At 67.3% G+C, this 15,564-nt stretch carries 19 protein-coding genes; 12 read left to right on the forward strand and 7 right to left on the reverse strand.

Annotation, left to right across the window (positions count from 1 at the left end):
• Window positions 1-116: 116 nt before the first annotated feature.
• Entirely contained in the window at window positions 117-956 is an 840-nt protein-coding gene (locus tag FHR84_RS16860) for an SAM-dependent methyltransferase (RefSeq protein WP_179536482.1), read from the reverse strand.
• A 236-nt stretch (window positions 957-1,192) separates the two neighbouring features.
• Here FHR84_RS16860 and FHR84_RS16865 point away from each other — a divergent pair, with 236 nt between their 5' ends.
• The 6 genes from FHR84_RS16865 to FHR84_RS16890 all read left to right on the forward strand — a co-directional run bounded on the left by FHR84_RS16865 (window position 1,193) and on the right by FHR84_RS16890 (window position 4,869).
• Window positions 1,193-2,083, forward strand: a complete 891-nt coding sequence (locus tag FHR84_RS16865) for a helix-turn-helix domain-containing protein (protein WP_179536483.1) — start codon at window positions 1,193-1,195, stop codon at window positions 2,081-2,083.
• Between the two features lie 197 nt (window positions 2,084-2,280).
• Window positions 2,281-2,520: a DUF397 domain-containing protein gene (locus tag FHR84_RS16870; protein ID WP_179536484.1), complete on the forward strand. Its 240-nt coding sequence runs from the start codon at window positions 2,281-2,283 to the stop codon at window positions 2,518-2,520.
• A complete protein-coding gene (locus tag FHR84_RS16875; RefSeq protein ID WP_179536485.1) occupies window positions 2,504-2,845 on the forward strand; it encodes a hypothetical protein in 342 nt (113 codons plus the stop codon). The genes FHR84_RS16870 and FHR84_RS16875 overlap by 17 nt, the downstream gene beginning before the upstream one ends.
• Window positions 2,846-3,346: 501 nt before the next feature.
• On the forward strand, window positions 3,347-4,033 hold the full coding sequence (locus tag FHR84_RS16880; protein ID WP_218863019.1) for a pyridoxamine 5'-phosphate oxidase family protein: 687 nt from the start codon (window positions 3,347-3,349) through the stop codon (window positions 4,031-4,033).
• A 167-nt stretch (window positions 4,034-4,200) separates the two neighbouring features.
• Window positions 4,201-4,524: a hypothetical protein gene (locus tag FHR84_RS16885; RefSeq protein WP_179536486.1), complete on the forward strand. Its 324-nt coding sequence runs from the start codon at window positions 4,201-4,203 to the stop codon at window positions 4,522-4,524.
• Window positions 4,525-4,611: 87 nt separating this feature from the next.
• Complete coding sequence (locus FHR84_RS16890) at window positions 4,612-4,869, forward strand: hypothetical protein (protein WP_179536487.1); 258 nt, start codon at window positions 4,612-4,614, stop codon at window positions 4,867-4,869.
• A gap of 275 nt (window positions 4,870-5,144) precedes the next feature.
• Here the strand turns inward: FHR84_RS16890 and FHR84_RS16895 are convergent, their stop codons facing one another.
• The 5 genes from FHR84_RS16895 to FHR84_RS16915 form a co-directional block, all read right to left on the reverse strand.
• A complete protein-coding gene (locus FHR84_RS16895; protein ID WP_179536488.1) occupies window positions 5,145-7,229 on the reverse strand; it encodes a molybdopterin cofactor-binding domain-containing protein in 2,085 nt (694 codons plus the stop codon).
• Entirely contained in the window at window positions 7,226-8,218 is a 993-nt protein-coding gene (locus FHR84_RS16900; RefSeq protein ID WP_179536489.1) for an FAD binding domain-containing protein, read from the reverse strand. Before FHR84_RS16900 ends, FHR84_RS16895 begins: the two co-directional genes overlap by 4 nt.
• On the reverse strand, window positions 8,215-8,718 hold the full coding sequence (locus FHR84_RS16905) for a 2Fe-2S iron-sulfur cluster-binding protein (RefSeq protein ID WP_179536490.1): 504 nt from the start codon (window positions 8,716-8,718) through the stop codon (window positions 8,215-8,217). Before FHR84_RS16905 ends, FHR84_RS16900 begins: the two co-directional genes overlap by 4 nt.
• 243 nt (window positions 8,719-8,961) lie before the next feature.
• Window positions 8,962-9,825: a helix-turn-helix domain-containing protein gene (locus FHR84_RS16910; RefSeq protein WP_179536491.1), complete on the reverse strand. Its 864-nt coding sequence runs from the start codon at window positions 9,823-9,825 to the stop codon at window positions 8,962-8,964.
• 111 nt (window positions 9,826-9,936) lie between these two features.
• On the reverse strand, window positions 9,937-10,239 hold the full coding sequence (locus FHR84_RS16915; RefSeq protein ID WP_179536492.1) for a hypothetical protein: 303 nt from the start codon (window positions 10,237-10,239) through the stop codon (window positions 9,937-9,939).
• 118 nt (window positions 10,240-10,357) lie between these two features.
• Between FHR84_RS16915 and FHR84_RS16920 the strand changes: the two genes are divergently transcribed.
• The 6 genes from FHR84_RS16920 (at window position 10,358) to FHR84_RS16945 (ending at window position 14,960) form a co-directional block, all read left to right on the forward strand.
• The gene (locus tag FHR84_RS16920; protein ID WP_179536493.1) at window positions 10,358-10,549 is read left to right on the forward strand and encodes a helix-turn-helix domain-containing protein; all 192 of its coding nucleotides are present in this window, start codon (window positions 10,358-10,360) and stop codon (window positions 10,547-10,549) included.
• A gap of 137 nt (window positions 10,550-10,686) precedes the next feature.
• A complete protein-coding gene (locus FHR84_RS16925) occupies window positions 10,687-11,061 on the forward strand; it encodes an SseB family protein (protein ID WP_179536494.1) in 375 nt (124 codons plus the stop codon).
• Window positions 11,062-11,067: 6 nt separating this feature from the next.
• Entirely contained in the window at window positions 11,068-11,361 is a 294-nt protein-coding gene (locus FHR84_RS16930; protein ID WP_179536495.1) for a hypothetical protein, read from the forward strand.
• Between the two features lie 6 nt (window positions 11,362-11,367).
• On the forward strand, window positions 11,368-12,555 hold the full coding sequence (locus FHR84_RS16935) for a putative T7SS-secreted protein (protein ID WP_179536496.1): 1,188 nt from the start codon (window positions 11,368-11,370) through the stop codon (window positions 12,553-12,555).
• Window positions 12,556-12,557: 2 nt separating this feature from the next.
• Window positions 12,558-12,902 (forward strand): hypothetical protein, encoded by a 345-nt coding sequence (locus tag FHR84_RS16940; protein ID WP_017976488.1) that lies wholly within the window; start codon window positions 12,558-12,560, stop codon window positions 12,900-12,902.
• A gap of 111 nt (window positions 12,903-13,013) precedes the next feature.
• Window positions 13,014-14,960 carry an NACHT domain-containing protein gene (locus tag FHR84_RS16945; RefSeq protein ID WP_218863021.1) on the forward strand — a complete coding sequence of 649 codons (1,947 nt, stop codon included), beginning with the start codon at window positions 13,014-13,016 and terminating at the stop codon, window positions 14,958-14,960.
• Here FHR84_RS16945 and FHR84_RS16950 read toward each other — a convergent pair whose 3' ends face one another.
• Window positions 14,961-15,455, reverse strand: coding sequence for a MarR family transcriptional regulator (locus FHR84_RS16950; RefSeq protein WP_218863022.1), 495 nt, complete (start codon window positions 15,453-15,455; stop codon window positions 14,961-14,963).
• Window positions 15,456-15,564: the final 109 nt, after the last annotated feature.

Below are 15,564 nucleotides of genomic sequence, written 5' to 3' on the forward strand. Positions count from 1 at the left end.
TCGCAAGGCGGCAGGGCACGTGGCCTAGGCCGCTACTCGAGAGCGGGCCCAACGCAGCGAGGCGCCGACTCGCGTGACGGCTACCCGACCACCCGGAGCCGACGTTCTCCGTCCCATCAGGGTTTGCGTCCCACCGCACCCACTATGCAGTTGGAGACTTCGGGCTGCTTCCGCAGCCTCGGGCCGTCGGGCCACCAGTCGCAGCACAGCACCAGGCCCGGTTCGATCAGCTCCAGCCCGGGGAACATGGCTTCGATCTGTGCTCGGGAGCGGAACAGCCCGCTTCCCATCGGGCTGTTGGTGAAGCTCTTCTCCATCCGCCGGGCCAGCCCGCTGTAGTAGTCGCCGTCCTCCGGGTCGTAGAAGTGGCTCAGCGCCACCAGGGAACCGGAGGGGAGCGCGTCCACGTACTCCCGCATCAGGTCGCCGGGGTCGCGGTCGCCGACGTGGTGGTGCAGTGTGCCGATCTGGAAGAGCGCGACCGGCTCGGAGAAGTCGAGGTACCTGTTCACCACCGGATCCTCGAGGACCTGGCGCGGCTCGAAGATGTCGGTCGGGCTGAAGTGCGTCTGCTCGTTCTCCTCAAGCAGCGCACGACCGTGGGCGAGCACCACGGGGTCGTTGTCCACGTAGACCACTTTGGCCTCGGGGTTGAGGCGTTGGGCCACCTGGTGGGTGTTCTCGGCGGTGGGGAGCCCGGACCCGCAGTCGAGGAACTGGCGCACTCCCGTCTGGTTGGCGACGAAGCGGGTCACCCGGATGAGGAACTCGCGGTTGTCCCACGCCAGATCGGCAGCCTCCGGGGTCACTCGCTTGACGTCCTCGAAGACTGCTCTGTCCACTTCGTAGTTGTCCTTGCCACCGAGGAAGGCATCGTAGACCCTGGCGATACTCGCCTTACCCGTGTCGATGTGGACCGGGGTGGCGCTCTCTACTAACGGGTTGACTTCGGTCATCGAAACCTCACGTGAATGCCGGCGAGTACTCCACAATCGGACACGTGGCGTAAAAGAACCATCGCGTGCGGTAAATGCAAGCACAGGAAGGTAATCTCGCGAAACCGTACGACAGGACTCGAATCGGATCGGGAACGGCGCCGATGGGCCTTTTCGGACACCTTCGAGCCGAACCCCCTCCCGACGGCTCGGGCCCACCGCGGACCGGTGCCTACACCGAGGAAACAGGAGCGGCGATGACCACTGTCGATTCCGGCGATCACCACGAGCCACCCGAGGAGCACCCGAAGCCGACCGCACGGCGGATCGTGCTCGGGACGCAGCTGCGACGCCTGCGGGAGGCGGCCGAGATCACCAGGGCCGAGGCCGCCGAGTCCATACGCGGCTCCGAGTCGAAGATAAGTCGCATCGAACTGGCCAAGGTGAGCATCAAGGAGCGCGACATAGTCGACCTGCTGAAGTGCTACGGAGTCGACGAGCAGCACCGGGAGCCGTTCCTGGACATGGCCCGCGAGTCCAACCAGCCCGGTTGGTGGAACCGCTACAGCGACCTGATGCCCGACTGGTTCCAGGACTTCGTGGGGCTGGAGGAGTCCGCCGCGCGGATCCAGACCTTCGAGCTTCAGTTCGTTCCCGGCCTGTTACAGATCGAGGACTACGCCAGGGCGATAGCCAGCCGGGGCCGACCGGAGCTGGCCGACGAGGACGTCCACCGCAGGGTCGCGCTGCGGATGCAGCGGCAGAAGCTGCTCAACCGTCCCGACGCCCCTCGGGTCTGGGCCGTGATCGACGAGTCCGTGCTGCACCGCCCCATCGGGGGGATACGGGTGATGCGTGCGCAGCTCGATCACCTGCTCGAGATGACCAAGCGCTCCACGATCACTCTGCAGGTCGTGCCCTACCGGCTCAGCGGTTACGCGGCGGAGGGGTCGTTCAGCATGTTGCGGTTCGCCGAGCCGGAACTTCCGAACCTGGTCTACGTGGAGCACCTGGCCGGGGCGCTGCATCTGGACAAGCCGGACGAGATCGAGAAGTACGGAAGGGTTTTCGACCGCCTGACCGTGGACGCGGAGACGCCGGAGGATTCCAGGCAACTGCTGCAGAAGATGCGGGCGAGCATCGACTGACCACTTCCGACAGCGCGGTTCGTCGTGACGCCGCGGGACCACGAAAAGTGAATTCCCGGAGAACGAAGGGGTAACGAACTCCCACGATCGAGTGTCGTTTGCAGCTGCACGTGCATATGCATTGCCACCCCGAAAGCTCCCTTGGCAGGATCACCGTGCACGTGCACATGCACACAACACACAGGAGGAGTGACCCCATGCACGGAGAGACCCGCACCAGCACCTCGGCCGCCCGGCTCACCGGAGCGCAGTGGCGCAAGAGCAGGCACAGCGGGGCGGTCGGCAACTGTGTGGAGGTCGCCGCACTGGACGGGAACGAGGTGGCTATGCGCAACTCGCGCGATCCGCAGGGCCCCGCCCTGGTCTACACCCGTGCCGAGATCGCGGCGTTCGTGGCCGGCGCCAAGGACGGTGAGTTCGATGACTTCATCCGCTGACACCGAAACGGAGTACGAAACCCGCCTGCTGCAACTCATCGCGCGTGGTTTCCAATTCGTCCAGTCCACGGACTCCGAAGGAGAACTGCAGTCCCTGGTCGGTTTCCGCGGACACGACAACGTCATCGACGTGATCCGGTTGGAATCCGAGGACCACGTGTTCGCCACCAGGATGCCCGGCTCGGAGGAGAACATCTACGCACCGAGCACGGTCTGGTGGCGCTCCAGCGGAACCGTTTACGAAGTGATCGACCAACTGCTCGATCTCCCCGACGACCACACTCCCGGATCGTTGCTCGTCGCCACGAGCGGCACGACCTCGTAACGGCTCCGCGGACGAGCGCACTGCCTCCCGATGCACGGCACGGAAGCTTCCGAACCGCGCCCCTTTTCTGGCGGAAGCATCCGTTCACAGCGGAGCCCGTCCGTACCGCCCCGTTCGCGCGGGTTCCGCTTACCGATGCCCTCCGGGCGTGTCGATGACCGACGTGGTGCTTTCGGCGCAGGCGGCGCCGAAGAATTCACCCGAGCAGCTCGCGCCGCCGCGGGTTCTCCCGTGGTGCTCTCGCGAGGACGGCCCCGACGTCGTGCGGAAACCGCCACCCGATGTCGGGGCACCCGCTCACGAGACCGCGGGAGGTTCCGCTCAGCACCCCCACGGCAGGGGAAAGGAAAGTCTCGCCGGCGGGAGCCGCCTCGGAAAAACGTTCCGCTCGCACGCTCGAACGTTCCGGGCGGGCCCACCCGATCACGGAAGGCCTGTCCGGCCCACCCGCTGCCGGGTACCGTGTCCGTCGACGGATCTTCCCCGCCAGAGGGTGCACGGATGAACGAAACCGGAGCGCACGGTTCCTCCGCTGAACAGCTCGGATCGACGGGCGGCGAAACCACCGGGTTCACCGAGGTCACGGACGCGCAGGAGCTGCACGAGCTGATCGGCACACCGCTGCGGCGGACGCTGGACAAGGAAAGGTCCACGCTGCACGAGCTGGACAGACAGTGGCTGGCCCGCTCGCCGTTCTGCCTGGTCGCCACTTCCGACGAGCACGGCAACTGCGACGTCTCCCCCAAGGGCGATCCGCCCGGGTTCACGCTCGTGCTGGACGAGAGCACGATCGCGCTTCCGGAGCGGCCCGGCAACCGCCGCGCGGACGGGTTCCACAACGTCCTGCGCAATCCGCACGTCGGGTTGCTCTACATGATCCCCGGACGCGGGGACACGCTCCGGATCAACGGACGGGCGCGCATCGCGACCGACGCACCGTTCTTCGAACGCATGGAGGTCGGTGGGCACCGCCCCGCGCTCGCCCTGGTCGTCGAGACCGAGCAGATCTTCCACCACTGCGCGAAGTCCTTCATGCGGGCCGACCTGTGGAACCCGGAAAGCTGGAACCCCGCAGCGGTGGACTCGCGACCGCGGATAGCCAAAACCCTGGAATCCCCGGAAAAGAGCCTCGCGGAGCTGGAGCAGTACTACGGGGAGTCCTACGCCGCGAAGCTGTACGGAGGATAATCCTCCCGCGGAACCCACGGCCGGGACGGAACACGGACACCGAGTACGCGACGGGAAGAACGATGGCCTCCACGGACCCGGGCACTCCGCGGCACGAACACCGGCCCCGGGAATCCTGCGGCAACGCACACCTCGGTGGCAGCTCATCCGTTCCACCCTGGAACTCCATGTCCCCGCGGGACCGGCTCCTGCTCATCGTCGGGTTCATCGCGCCCTCCACCACCGCGATGGTGCTCAACCTGACCGATCCCCCGCTCGGCGTTTCCGCGCCCTGCTTCCTCGCGGCCGTCATACTCGGGTTCCTGACGTACCGCCGCGTGCCGAAGAAACCGCAGGAGGCACAGCACTGGCGGCTCACCCCGCGGCGCTGGCGCTTCGGCCCGGACGAGTGGCGTTTCGGGCCGGAGAAGTGGTGGCTCGGCCTGCCGAGCAGGGCCACGTTGCGGCCGCGAGCGACCCGCTCCGGAACTCCAGCCCGTGGGCAGCGGTGACTTTCCGGGCCGCCCCGCCCGCAGCGGTCCGCACGGCGACACCGATAATTCACTCGGACCAGGCCTCGATTGAAAGCGAGCATCCCGGTGGCGCGTGACCAGGGGAGTTCCCGCCCCAACCCCTCGTTTTTCGGCAGCGTCGATCCGTTCTGCTGGATCTTGGTGATTCCGCTGCTCCTCTTCGGCGTGTTCCTCGGGGTGGTGATCTCGGCTGCGTTGGGCGCCGGACTGGCCGTGCTGGCACTGCTCGTGCTGCTCGCGGACGCCTGGATCAACTGGCGCTGGCACCGCACCTGGGGGCGCAAGCCGGTTCCGCGGGAATCCCGGCGGGGACGGCGCAGGTAACGCCGCCCCCGCGGTCGCACCTCGGTCGGTCCGGCCGTCAGTCAAGCGGCGCAGCCGCTTGTCACCACCTGCGCAGTAGGCGCCGCCGGGGGGTTCTCCCCGGCGCTGGTGCTTTGAGCCTACGCGGGGCACGGGGGATCCGGTGCGTGAGTCGGATGCATTGCAAGGCCGGGCCGCTCGCCGCGTAGGCCGCTACTCAAGAGCGGCCCAACGCAGCAAGGCGCCGACTCACGTGACGGCTAAGAAACCACCCGAGCAAAGCTCCGCCATGGAATCTAAATGAGGAACTTCTCCGGGGTCAGGGGCAGCTCACGGACCCGGATCCCGGTGGCGTGCCGGGCCGCGTTCCCGATGGCCGCGGCCACCCCGACGATGCCGATCTCGCCGATCCCCTTGATCCCCATGGGGTTGACGTGCGGGTCGTGCTCGTCGAGCCAGCTCACCTCCACCGAACCCACATCGGCGTTGCCGGCTACGTGGTACCCGGCGAGGTCGTGGTTGACGACGTGCCCGAACCGCCCGTCGAGGACGCCGTGCTCGTGCAGCGCCATCGACAGGCCCATGGTCATCCCGCCGAGGAACTGCGAACGCGCGGTGCGCGCGTTGACGATGCGTCCCGCGGCGAAAACACCCAGCATGCGCGGCACGCGGATCTCCCCGGAGTCGGCGTTCACCGCGACCTCGGCGAACTGCGCCCCGTAGGCGTTCATCGCGTACTCACCGGCGGCGGGGTTGGCCGCGGCCTCCGCCGTGGTCTCGGCGCCCTCCGCAGGTTCCGCGCCGTGCTCGGCGCGGAACTCGCGCGCGGCCTGGACGATCGTCGAGCCCCAGGAGGCCGTTCCCGAGGATCCCCCCGCGATGCTCGCCCGCGGCTGCTCGGTGCTGCCCAGGTGCAGCCGCACCGCCTCCACGGGCACTTCCAGCGCCTCGGCGGCGATCTGGCTCAGCGCCGTGCGGGAGCCCGTGCCGAGATCCACTGCCCCGATCTCCACCCGGTAGTACCCGCCGGGTTCGTAACCGATGGTGGCCTTCGAGCCGGGGATGCTGAAGCTCGGGAAGGTCGCCGCGGCCACACCGGTTCCGGACAGCCAGCCGTTCTCCCGCCGGACGCCCGGTTCGGGGTCGCGATCGTTCCAGCCGAACATCTCGGCCCCCTGACGCAGGCAGGAGACCAGGTTGCGGCTGGAGAACGGCAGCCCCGACTCCGGGGCGCGCTCGGGTTCGTTGCGGACGCGGAACTCGACGGGGTCCACACCGCAGGTCAGGGCCATCTCGTCCATGGCCGTCTCCAGCGCGTACATCCCACCGGCCTCACCGGGGGCGCGCATCCACGTGGGCACGGGCACGTCCAGCACGGCCAGCTCGTTGGTGATGCGGCGGTTGGCCGAGACGTACATGTTCCGCGCCGCGCTGGCGCTCTGCTCCGCGTACTCCTTGACCCGCGCGGTCTGCTCGAGCGCCGAGTGCTCGGTCGCGGTCAGCCTGCCCGCGGAGTCCGCTCCCAGCCGAACCCGCTGCCTGGTTGGCGGCCGGTACCCCACGAGGGAGAACATCTGCCTGCGGGACAACGCGCACTTGACCGGTCGTCCCTCCAACTTCCTGGCGGCCAGCGCCGCCAGCATCACGTGCGCGTGGGGGACCCCCTTGGAGCCGAAACCACCGCCGACGTGCGGGGCGAAGACGTGCACCCGCTGCGGATCCATCCCGAGCGTCGGGGCGATCATGTCCCGCACGGTGTAGGACCCCTGGTTCGAGTCGTACAGGGTCAGCTCCGCGCTCTCCCACACCGCGATGGTCGCGTGCGGCTCCATCGGGTTGTTGTACTCCGCCGGGGTGGTGTACGTGGCGTCCACCGCGTACTCGGCAGCGGCCAGCGCCTCGTCCACATCGCCCCGGTCGAGGTCCTCGCCGATCATCGGGTTGGAACCGTCCGGGGTGTAGACGATCTCGTCGTCGGAGCGGAACACGGTGTCGTGGGGGTGCCGTTCGTAGGTGACCTCGACGAGGCCCGCGGCGTGCGCCGCGATCTCCTGGGTGTCGGCGACCACGGCACCGATCACCTGTCCCCGGTAGCCGATCTCGGGGGACTGCAGGACGGCCAGTTCGACGTCGACCCGGGAGCTCAGGGACTCCGCGTTCTCGTGGGTCAGCACGGTGTGGACCCCGCTCAGGGCCTCGGCCGGGCTCGTGTCGATCCTGACGACCCTTCCCCGCGCGATGTCGGCCTGCAGCGGATGCAGGTAGAGGGGATCGTCCACGGGCTGTTCGAAGGCGTACCTGGCCGTTCCCGTGACCTTGGCCGGCCCGTCGAGACGTTCCAGCGGTTCTCCGAGCTTGCCGGAGTTCGACACGTCGGTCACGCTCCCTCCTGCCTGGTGAGCTCGCGCAGCACCGCGCTGAGGGTGTTGCGGGTCATGGGGATCTTGAACGCGTTGTCGCGCAGTGCCCGCGCTTCGGCCAGCTCCGCCTCGGCCGCGTTCCGGAAGGTCTCCTCGGTGGCCGGGGCGCCGCGCAGTGCCTCCTCGGCGGCGGTGGCCCGCCACGGTTTGTGCGCCAGTCCACCGAGGGCGATGCGGGCGTGGCTGATCGCGCCTTCGGAGACCTCGACGACGGCGGCCACCGAGACCAGGGCGAACGCGTAGGAGGCGCGGTCCCTGACCTTGCGGTAGGTGGAGCGGGAGCTCTCGGAGGGAGCGGGCAGCTCGACGGCGGTGATCAGCTCACCGTGCTCGAGCACGGTCTCGCGCTCCGGTTCGTCGCCCGGGAGCCGGTGCAGCTCGGTCACCGGGATGCGGCGCTGTCCCTCCTGCCCCCGGACCAGCACGGTGGCGTCGAGCGCGGCCAGGGCCACGGCCATGTCGGAGGGGTTGGTCGCCACGCAGTGCTCGGAGGCCCCGAGGACCGCGTGGTAGCGGTTCCAGCCCTCCAGGGCCGAGCACCCGGTTCCCGGTTCGCGCTTGTTGCACGGCGTGCTCGTGTCCTGGAAGTAGGAGCAGCGGGTGCGCTGGAGCAGGTTTCCCCCGGTCGTGGCGAGGTTGCGCAGTTGCCCGGAGGCCCCTGCCAGCAGCGCCTGGGCCAGCACCGGGTAGCGCTGGCGGATCACGTGGGAAGCCGCGAGGTCGCTGTTGCGCACCGTGGCGCCGATGCGCACCCCGCCGCCGGGCAGCGCCTCGACGGAGTCGTACGGCAACCGGGTGATGTCGACCAGCTTCCCCGGTTCGGTGATCCCCAGTTTCATGTGGTCGACGAGATTGGTCCCGCCGCCGATGTACCTCGCCTCGGGATCACCGCTGACGGTCGCGATCGCGCTGTCCGCGTCGTCCGCGCGTTGGTAGTCGAATGGTTTCACTCGGCGGCCTCTCGGATGGCTGAGACGATGTTGGCGTAGGCACCGCAGCGGCAGAGGTTGCCGCTCATCCTTTCCCTGATCTCCTCGTCGTCCAGTTCGGGCGGTTCGTCGAGGTCCTCGGTCACGTGGCTGGGCCAGCCCGCCTTGACCTCGTCGAGCATCCCGACGGCCGAGCAGATCTGGCCCGGGGTGCAGTACCCGCACTGGAAACCGTCGTTGTCGAGGAAGGCCTGTTGCACCGGGTGCGGTCGTTCGTCCTCGGCCAACCCCTCGGCCGTCACGACCTCGCTGTCGTCGTTGGCGACGGCGAAGGTCAGGCAGCTGGTCGCCCGGCGGCCGTCGAGCAGCACCGTGCACGCGCCGCACTGCCCGTGGTCGCACCCCTTCTTCGGCGAGGTCACCCCCATTCTCTCCCGCAGCGCGTCCAGCAAAGTGGTCCGGGTGTCCACGGACAGCGTCCGCCGCTGCCCGTCCACCCGCAGCGTTATCTCCGCGTCCATCCGACGGGCGCCTCTCCTCGCGTACTGGTGGTGCTGGATGACAACGCCCCCCGCCAGGGGGCGTCTTTTGATCATCCTACGCGGACCGGCGAGTTCGGAACCACGATTCGTCGTGCGGAAACGAGCACCGCAGGGCTCGTTCTAACCCGATCGGAGGCATCCGACACGAGAGCCGCACGGCGGAAAGGGGGCGGAATGTTTTCCGCCCCCGTGCCCGTCGGAAACGAACCGGCACCGTACGAATCAGCTCTCGTGCTCGACGGGTATCCAGAGCTCGCAGGACATCTCGGTTCCGTCCGCGGAGAGCTCGGTGCGCAGGATCTCCGGTCCCGCGACGCTGCGGTGGGGATTGGACGGGAACCATTCGGTGAACACGTCCCGCCAGAGGTACTGCGCGGCTTCCGGCGCCTTGCCACTGGTGGGGAACACGGCCCACTTGCCCGCGGGAACGAGTCGTTCGGCCAAGCCTTCCGTCGCGGGGGACGCGGACACGACCCCGTGCAGGTAGTCCACGCTGCTGCCTTCCGCCCGGGAGGCGTCCAGCGGTTCCACGGCGGAGACGATGCCGCGCGGCTCCTGGTCCGAGAACGCTTCCAGGAGCTTCAGCTCCGCGGCGCCGATTCCCGAGACGAAGTCGGCTATGGCACTGTTGTGTCCTTCGTGGACCATCGGGACCTCGGTGCGGTGGCCGATGAGCCGGAAGGCCTCCTTCTCCACGATCCGGTGTTCCATCGGTGTGCTCCCTTCGACCGTCAGGTGAAACGTCATCCGTGGTTGGGATCGGAGGGCGGCACCGCGACTCCTCGCCTCGGACGGCCCGACGCCGTGCACGGAGCGGAACGCACGGGCGAACGCCTCGTTGGAGCCGTAACCGTGCTCGACGGCGATGTCGAGCAGGGACCGTTCACCGGAGAGCACGGCTCCCGCGGCCAGGGTCATCCTGCGCCTGCGCACGTACTCCGACAGCGGGATCCCCGCCAGGGCGGAGAACATCCTGCGGAAGTGGTGCTCCGAGGTGCGCGCGATCCGGGCCGGTTCCCGGACGTCGATCTCCTCGGTGAGGTGACGTTCGATGTGTTCCATGGCCTCGTTGAGGTGTTCGAGCACGGTGGCCTCCCTCCCCGACTTCGAAGCTAGGCGCTGCCCGGGCCTTCCGACCCGACGATCCGTGTCCGTTGCGATCGGCCCGCTCCGGACGTCGGCGGCGGACCACCGGGCTCACGGGGTGTCGGCGCGCTCGAGTTCGGCCCTGGTGCTCTCCGGGGTCCGGTGTCCGGAGTCGTACGGGCAGCCCGCGCAGGTGCTCTCCGGTTCGGAAGGTTGTTCCAGCAGGACGTTCCAGCAGTACCAGCAGGTGGGGCACTGGATCCAGTCCATCTCGCTGGGGGTCGCCAGCGGAAGCGCCGAGCCGCACGCGCTCTCCAGCACGGGCGAGCCGTCCCACCGCCTGCCCCGGAAGGCGTGGCGCCTGCCCTCGGGCGCGGGCACCGGCATCCAGAAGTGCGGGCGCTCGAAATCCATCGGACCTCCTCATAAAAATGCTCAATCTGCTAAAAGTGCTAACAAGCGAATCTTAACCGAACTGCTAAAACCGCTAAAGCGACAAGCGTCGACCGATCGAGCGAATTACCTTCGGGGCATGTCCGATCGACTGCTGACGAGCGGGGAGCTGGCACGAGCCCTCGGGATCTCCCACCAGTCGATCACGCACTACGCCCGCACCGGCCAGCTGGAACCCGCGCTGACGACACCGGGCGGTCACTACCGCTGGGAGCTCGACGACGTGAAGCGCCAGCTCCGCGAGCTCAACGAGCGCCGCCGCAGGGGCTAGGGACGCTGATCCCTGAAGAGAGCGCGCTCTCCTTGTGATCAAGAACACTTCCTGCGCTGTTCACCGTGGACGTGAACCCGTTCCGGTCGTGACTAACCTGTTCCGGACCGTTGCTGCCGTGCTGGTGTGAGGTACGGATGGGAAGCGTTTCCGTCGGTGGTGAAGTAGCCGAGGCCGCGCGGCGACTGCACGCCGATGAGTGCTCACTGGCGGAGTTCCTTCCGGTGTTCGCCGCCGGGTTCTTCTACACGCGCACGTCCGCCGAGTCGCCGAAGTTGTTCGTAGCCGATGTGTCCAGCCAGGGATGTTGGGCGTGCGTGTTCACCACCAAGCAACGCCTGGCCTCGCATGCCGGAGAGTGCGATTACCTGGGGTTGAGCGGTGGGGAGTTCGCACGTTTCGTTCCTGCCGATGTGGGCTTGGTGATCGATGTGGAGGACGAACACGCGGTGTCGTTACCTCCATCGGTGCTGGCCGAGGTCGCGACCATGCCGCTCGCGGAAGAGGAGTGACCGGGTGTGAGTGATGTGCGGGTGACGATGCGGGCTCTGCTGGATGCCTCCGGCGGAGTGGACGCGGCGATCGAGCAGGCGAACGAGGCGAACGTGGGCGGACTCGGCGAGGAGTCGTCCATCTACGGACACGAACGGCTGGCCCGGTCAGTAGCCGGATTCGGCGATGCGTGGAAGTACGGGGTCTCGGTGCTGCTGCGCGATGCCACCGGCCTGCGCGATGCGCTGTCCGACAGCGCGAAGACGTACGCGGAGACGGAGAACGTCAACGTCGATCGTCTGATGTCGTCCGGGGAGTGAGCGACCGTGGCCGAATTGGGCAGCACCACGGACCCCCGTGCTCTGGTTCCAGGCAAGCCGGACGCCGTCCGGGAGGAAATCGCCCAGTGCAACAGAACGAGCGCCGCCTATCTGCGAGCCGGGGACGGACTCAAGCACCTGGATACCGCCGACTGGGAGGGCAAGGCAGCCGACGCGTTCCACGAAGCCTTCGACGGCCATCCGAGCGCCTGGATCAAAGCCGGGGACGCGTTCCTGGATGCGGCGAACGCGCTGACCGAGTACGTCGAAACTCTGGAGTGGGCCCAGCAGCGGGCGGGTGAGGCGATCGCGGTGTGGCGGGAGGGGCAGCAGGCAGGCGAGCAGGCGCGCGCCCAACACGAAGCCGCTGTTCAGCAGGCCCAGCAGGCAGGCGAGTCACCACCGGAGTTCACCGATCCGGGGGCGGAGAAACGGCAGCAGGCCCAAGACCTGTTGCATCGAGCCCGTGGGCAGCTGAACGAGGCCGGGGAACGCGCCGCCGACGCTCTCGACGACGCACGTGATCGCGCCCCGGACAAACCCGGTTTCTGGGGAAGCGTCGGTTCCGGGGTGTCCCAGTTCTTCCAGGGGGTGGGCGACTGGGCCGGCGACATCGGCGACATCGTCACCAATCTGGACCAGATACCGGCCAGCGTGCGCTCGGCTTTCGCTCATCCGGTCGAGTTCGCCAAGGGTATGGTCTCCTGGGACCAGTTCCACACCAATCCCACCCGGGCGGCTGGCCACGTACTGCCCGACGCGATCCTGAGTGCCCTCGGCGGAGCCGGAGCCGCCAAGAAGGGCGGCGATGTCCTCTCCGGCGTGAACACCGCCCTGAAGTCCGCCAAGAGCCAACGTATCCTCGACAAGGCCACCTACAACGGCAAGAACATCGCCGACCACGTAGCCAATCGGGGCACCGACATCGGTCACGAACCCCCAAAGAAGAAAAAGACGCCGATGCGACACGTTGATAGTGCTGAGGACATAAACGAAGCCTGGGAAAATCTTTCCCGAGGTGGAACGCCGATAGAACGCCCCGGTTATGACAAGATCGTCATGCTTCCCGACGGAAGCACGGTTGGATATCGCACCAAAAGCGGACAAGGACCGGAGAGCACGGTACTGGACTTACGAGATCCGACCAAGAACGAACTCAAGATTCACATCGATCCGAAACAAGGAGGAAAATAACGGTGGAACTTCCACAGGAATTTATTGACGATGTTCTCGATCTCGGCGAGGACGACGATGTTCAGTTTATAGACCTGGCTTACCTCCTCAAGGAGGACACCGGAGAGGAAGCGAACCTCGTCGAGCGGACGGTGGATTCCGCTATCATTCTCATGGATCGTGGATATCTGTACCCAGGAGATATCGTCGACAACATGTTCCACCGCTGGAAGGCCCCTCGCGAGGAGATCATCGAACGTTTCCGCCAAGGCCAGCAAGAAGTGATGCGAGGCGAGGGACAGTTCAACTTCGGGGACATCTGCTGGTTTCACACCTCCAGCTACAGCGGCCCTGGCGAGGCCAGCTGAACCGCGACGCGGCCGGATGGGCCCGGCTAACTCCGGAGTCACAACACTCTCGCGGGATGCGGCAGTTACAGTTTGCGCCGTAGCAGCAGTCGTCAGTGGTGAGGATTCGTCATGCCGAGGTCACGAACCTGGGTTGTGGTCGCGTCCCTGTCGGCGTCAGTGGGCGTCAGCATCCTGATCATCGGTACGGCTGTCACCGAGGGGCTGGGAACCGGCAACGACCTCGCGGGCATCGTCGCCGCTGTCGCCACGCTCATTCCGCTGGCGTGGACAGTCATCTCGGCGACGAGATCGGGGGCGGACACGGAAGACCCGGCAGAGCTGCTCGCGGCCGCGGTGAGCGAACAGTGGGAGAAGGCCGCGCGGGAACGAGGACTCGTGCGACCACACCCACTTCCGGTGTGGTGGCGTCGTTCGAAGTCACCGGTGGCCGGACCGGTAACCGCCGCCACTGAGACCACACCATCAGGAGCCCGCTTCGATCCGCTCCCGGGGCTGGACACCGTGGACCGCGAACACCTCGAGGAAGGGGACGCGGCAGCGCTCCACACGGTGTACGGCGGATTGGCCTCGGGACGACTGCTGCTGCTCGGTCCCGCCGGTTCCGGTAAGAGTTCGGCGGCGATCCTGCTGCTGTGCGAGGCGCTGCGCTTCCGCGAGCACGCACCGGAAGGGGATCGGGCACGAATCCCCGTACCGGTGATGTTCACCCTGCACGGTTGGACTCACGAAACCGCAGTCACCGACTGGCTGACCGACAAGCTCGTCGAGAACTACCCGATGTTTCGCGGCCGTCGCGAGCACGCCGCCAAGCTACTGGTCACCGGCCGGGTGGCGGTGTTCCTAGACGGACTCGACGAGATGCCCGAATACCTGCGCTCCAGCGCGCTCACGGCACTGGCCGACGCCCCGTTCCGGCTGGTAATCACCAGCCGCATCGACGAAGCCCTGACCACAGCCAAGACAACGATCCTGACCGGGGCCGTCGCCCTCGAAATCCAACCCGTTCCCTCGGACACTGCGGCCAAGTACCTACTCGAACCACTGGTCGACCCGCCGCCACCCTCCTGGAAAGTACTCGTTGAGCACCTCACCGGCAGCTCGGACAGCGCTGTCGGCGACGCACTGGACAACCCGCTCACGCTCAGCCTTCTGCGCGACGTCTACGGGGCAACCGAACCCGTCGACGAACTCCTCGACACCACCCGCTTTCCCACCTCAACCGACATCGACAACCACCTGCTCGACCACGCGATCCACGCCGCCTACCGCCTCCGCCCGGGGCGACCACCACCGCCCTACACCGCCGAAGCAGCCCACCGCACCCTGCGATACCTCGCCTCCCGCATGACCGCCGCAGGAACCCGCGACCTCGCCTGGTGGCAGTTGCCCAGACTGGCCAGTGAGAACCCCACAGCCGCAACTCCCCTGTCCCCCAAACAGCTGAGGTTGGCCCCGAGCGCGCTCAGATACGGGCTTATGCACGGACTCCCGGCCGGGCCTGCAACCGGGCTCGCGATCTGGCTCAAGACTGGCCCCACGGCTGGACTCGTAGCGCTCGTTACTGCGCTCGCAGTCGGTCTCATAGGCGGCGGGCTTTTCGGCCTCGTACTCGGACTCGTGAGCTCGGCTCAGGATTCGAAGGAAGTCGAACGGGAAGTCCGAGGCCCTGTGGAGATCTGGGTTCAAGACCGGAGGGCTGGGCTCACGTACGGGATCACGATGGGGCTCGCAGGCAGCCTCTCAACCGGCCTCCTCACTGGCTACACGGTCGGGTTCGCAGCCGGGGCCACGGTTGGGATCGTCGTCGGGCTCGGCCTTGGGACTTTAACAACCTTCAGCGGTTTCGCATCTAGCTCAACCACGGCATCCTTTGCTCGACTCTCGATCGCACACCGCACCCCGCCACGAATGATCCTCTTCCTCGAGGACGCCCGTGCACGGAACCTGCTCCGGACGGTCGGACCCCTCTACCAGTTCCGCCACGCCGAGATTCAGGACAGACTCGCCTCCACATCGACCGAGCAGCCTGCACGCGAAGCCGGGGCTCCCGACTGATCAGCCGGTCACACCGCCGAGGGCCTCGGCCAGCAGGTCCAGCGCACCGGTGACCTGCTCGCGCTGCCGCGCGGTGAGCGAGCTCAGCACCCGGCCCTCGAGCACCAGCTGCCGGGGGAACACCTCGTCTATCCGCTGGCAGCCGAGCTCGGTGATGCGCACCAGGACAGCGCGCCGGTCGGCCGGGTTGGGCTCCCGCGCGACCAGTCCACGGTCGTCCAGCTTGGACAGGATGCGCCCTATCGCGGCCCGCGAGCACCCGCGCAGCCTGGCGAGCTCGCGCGCGATGATGGGTTCCTCCAGGTGCCGCAGCAGCACCAGCACGTCCACTTCCGGCGGGGAAAGCGACGCTCCGGAGAAGGCCGGTTCCACCGCGGTCTCGTGCAGGGCCTGGATCAGCTTGAGCCGCCCGAAGACCTCCATCGAGGAAATGTCCAGGTCCGGACGCGCCCGCCGCCACGCGTCGTGAATGTCTCCCAGGGTGTCAGCGCACACGTGCACTCCCAATTAGTAAACATGTATACTATTTGTATCTCATCTTCGGTCCGGCCGCTCTTGTCCCGGACTCGTCCACGCCGTCAACCGCACCGGAAGGAGCAGCTCG

The organism is Actinopolyspora biskrensis, from assembly GCF_013408175.1.
Lineage (GTDB): Bacteria > Actinomycetota > Actinomycetes > Mycobacteriales > Pseudonocardiaceae > Actinopolyspora > Actinopolyspora biskrensis.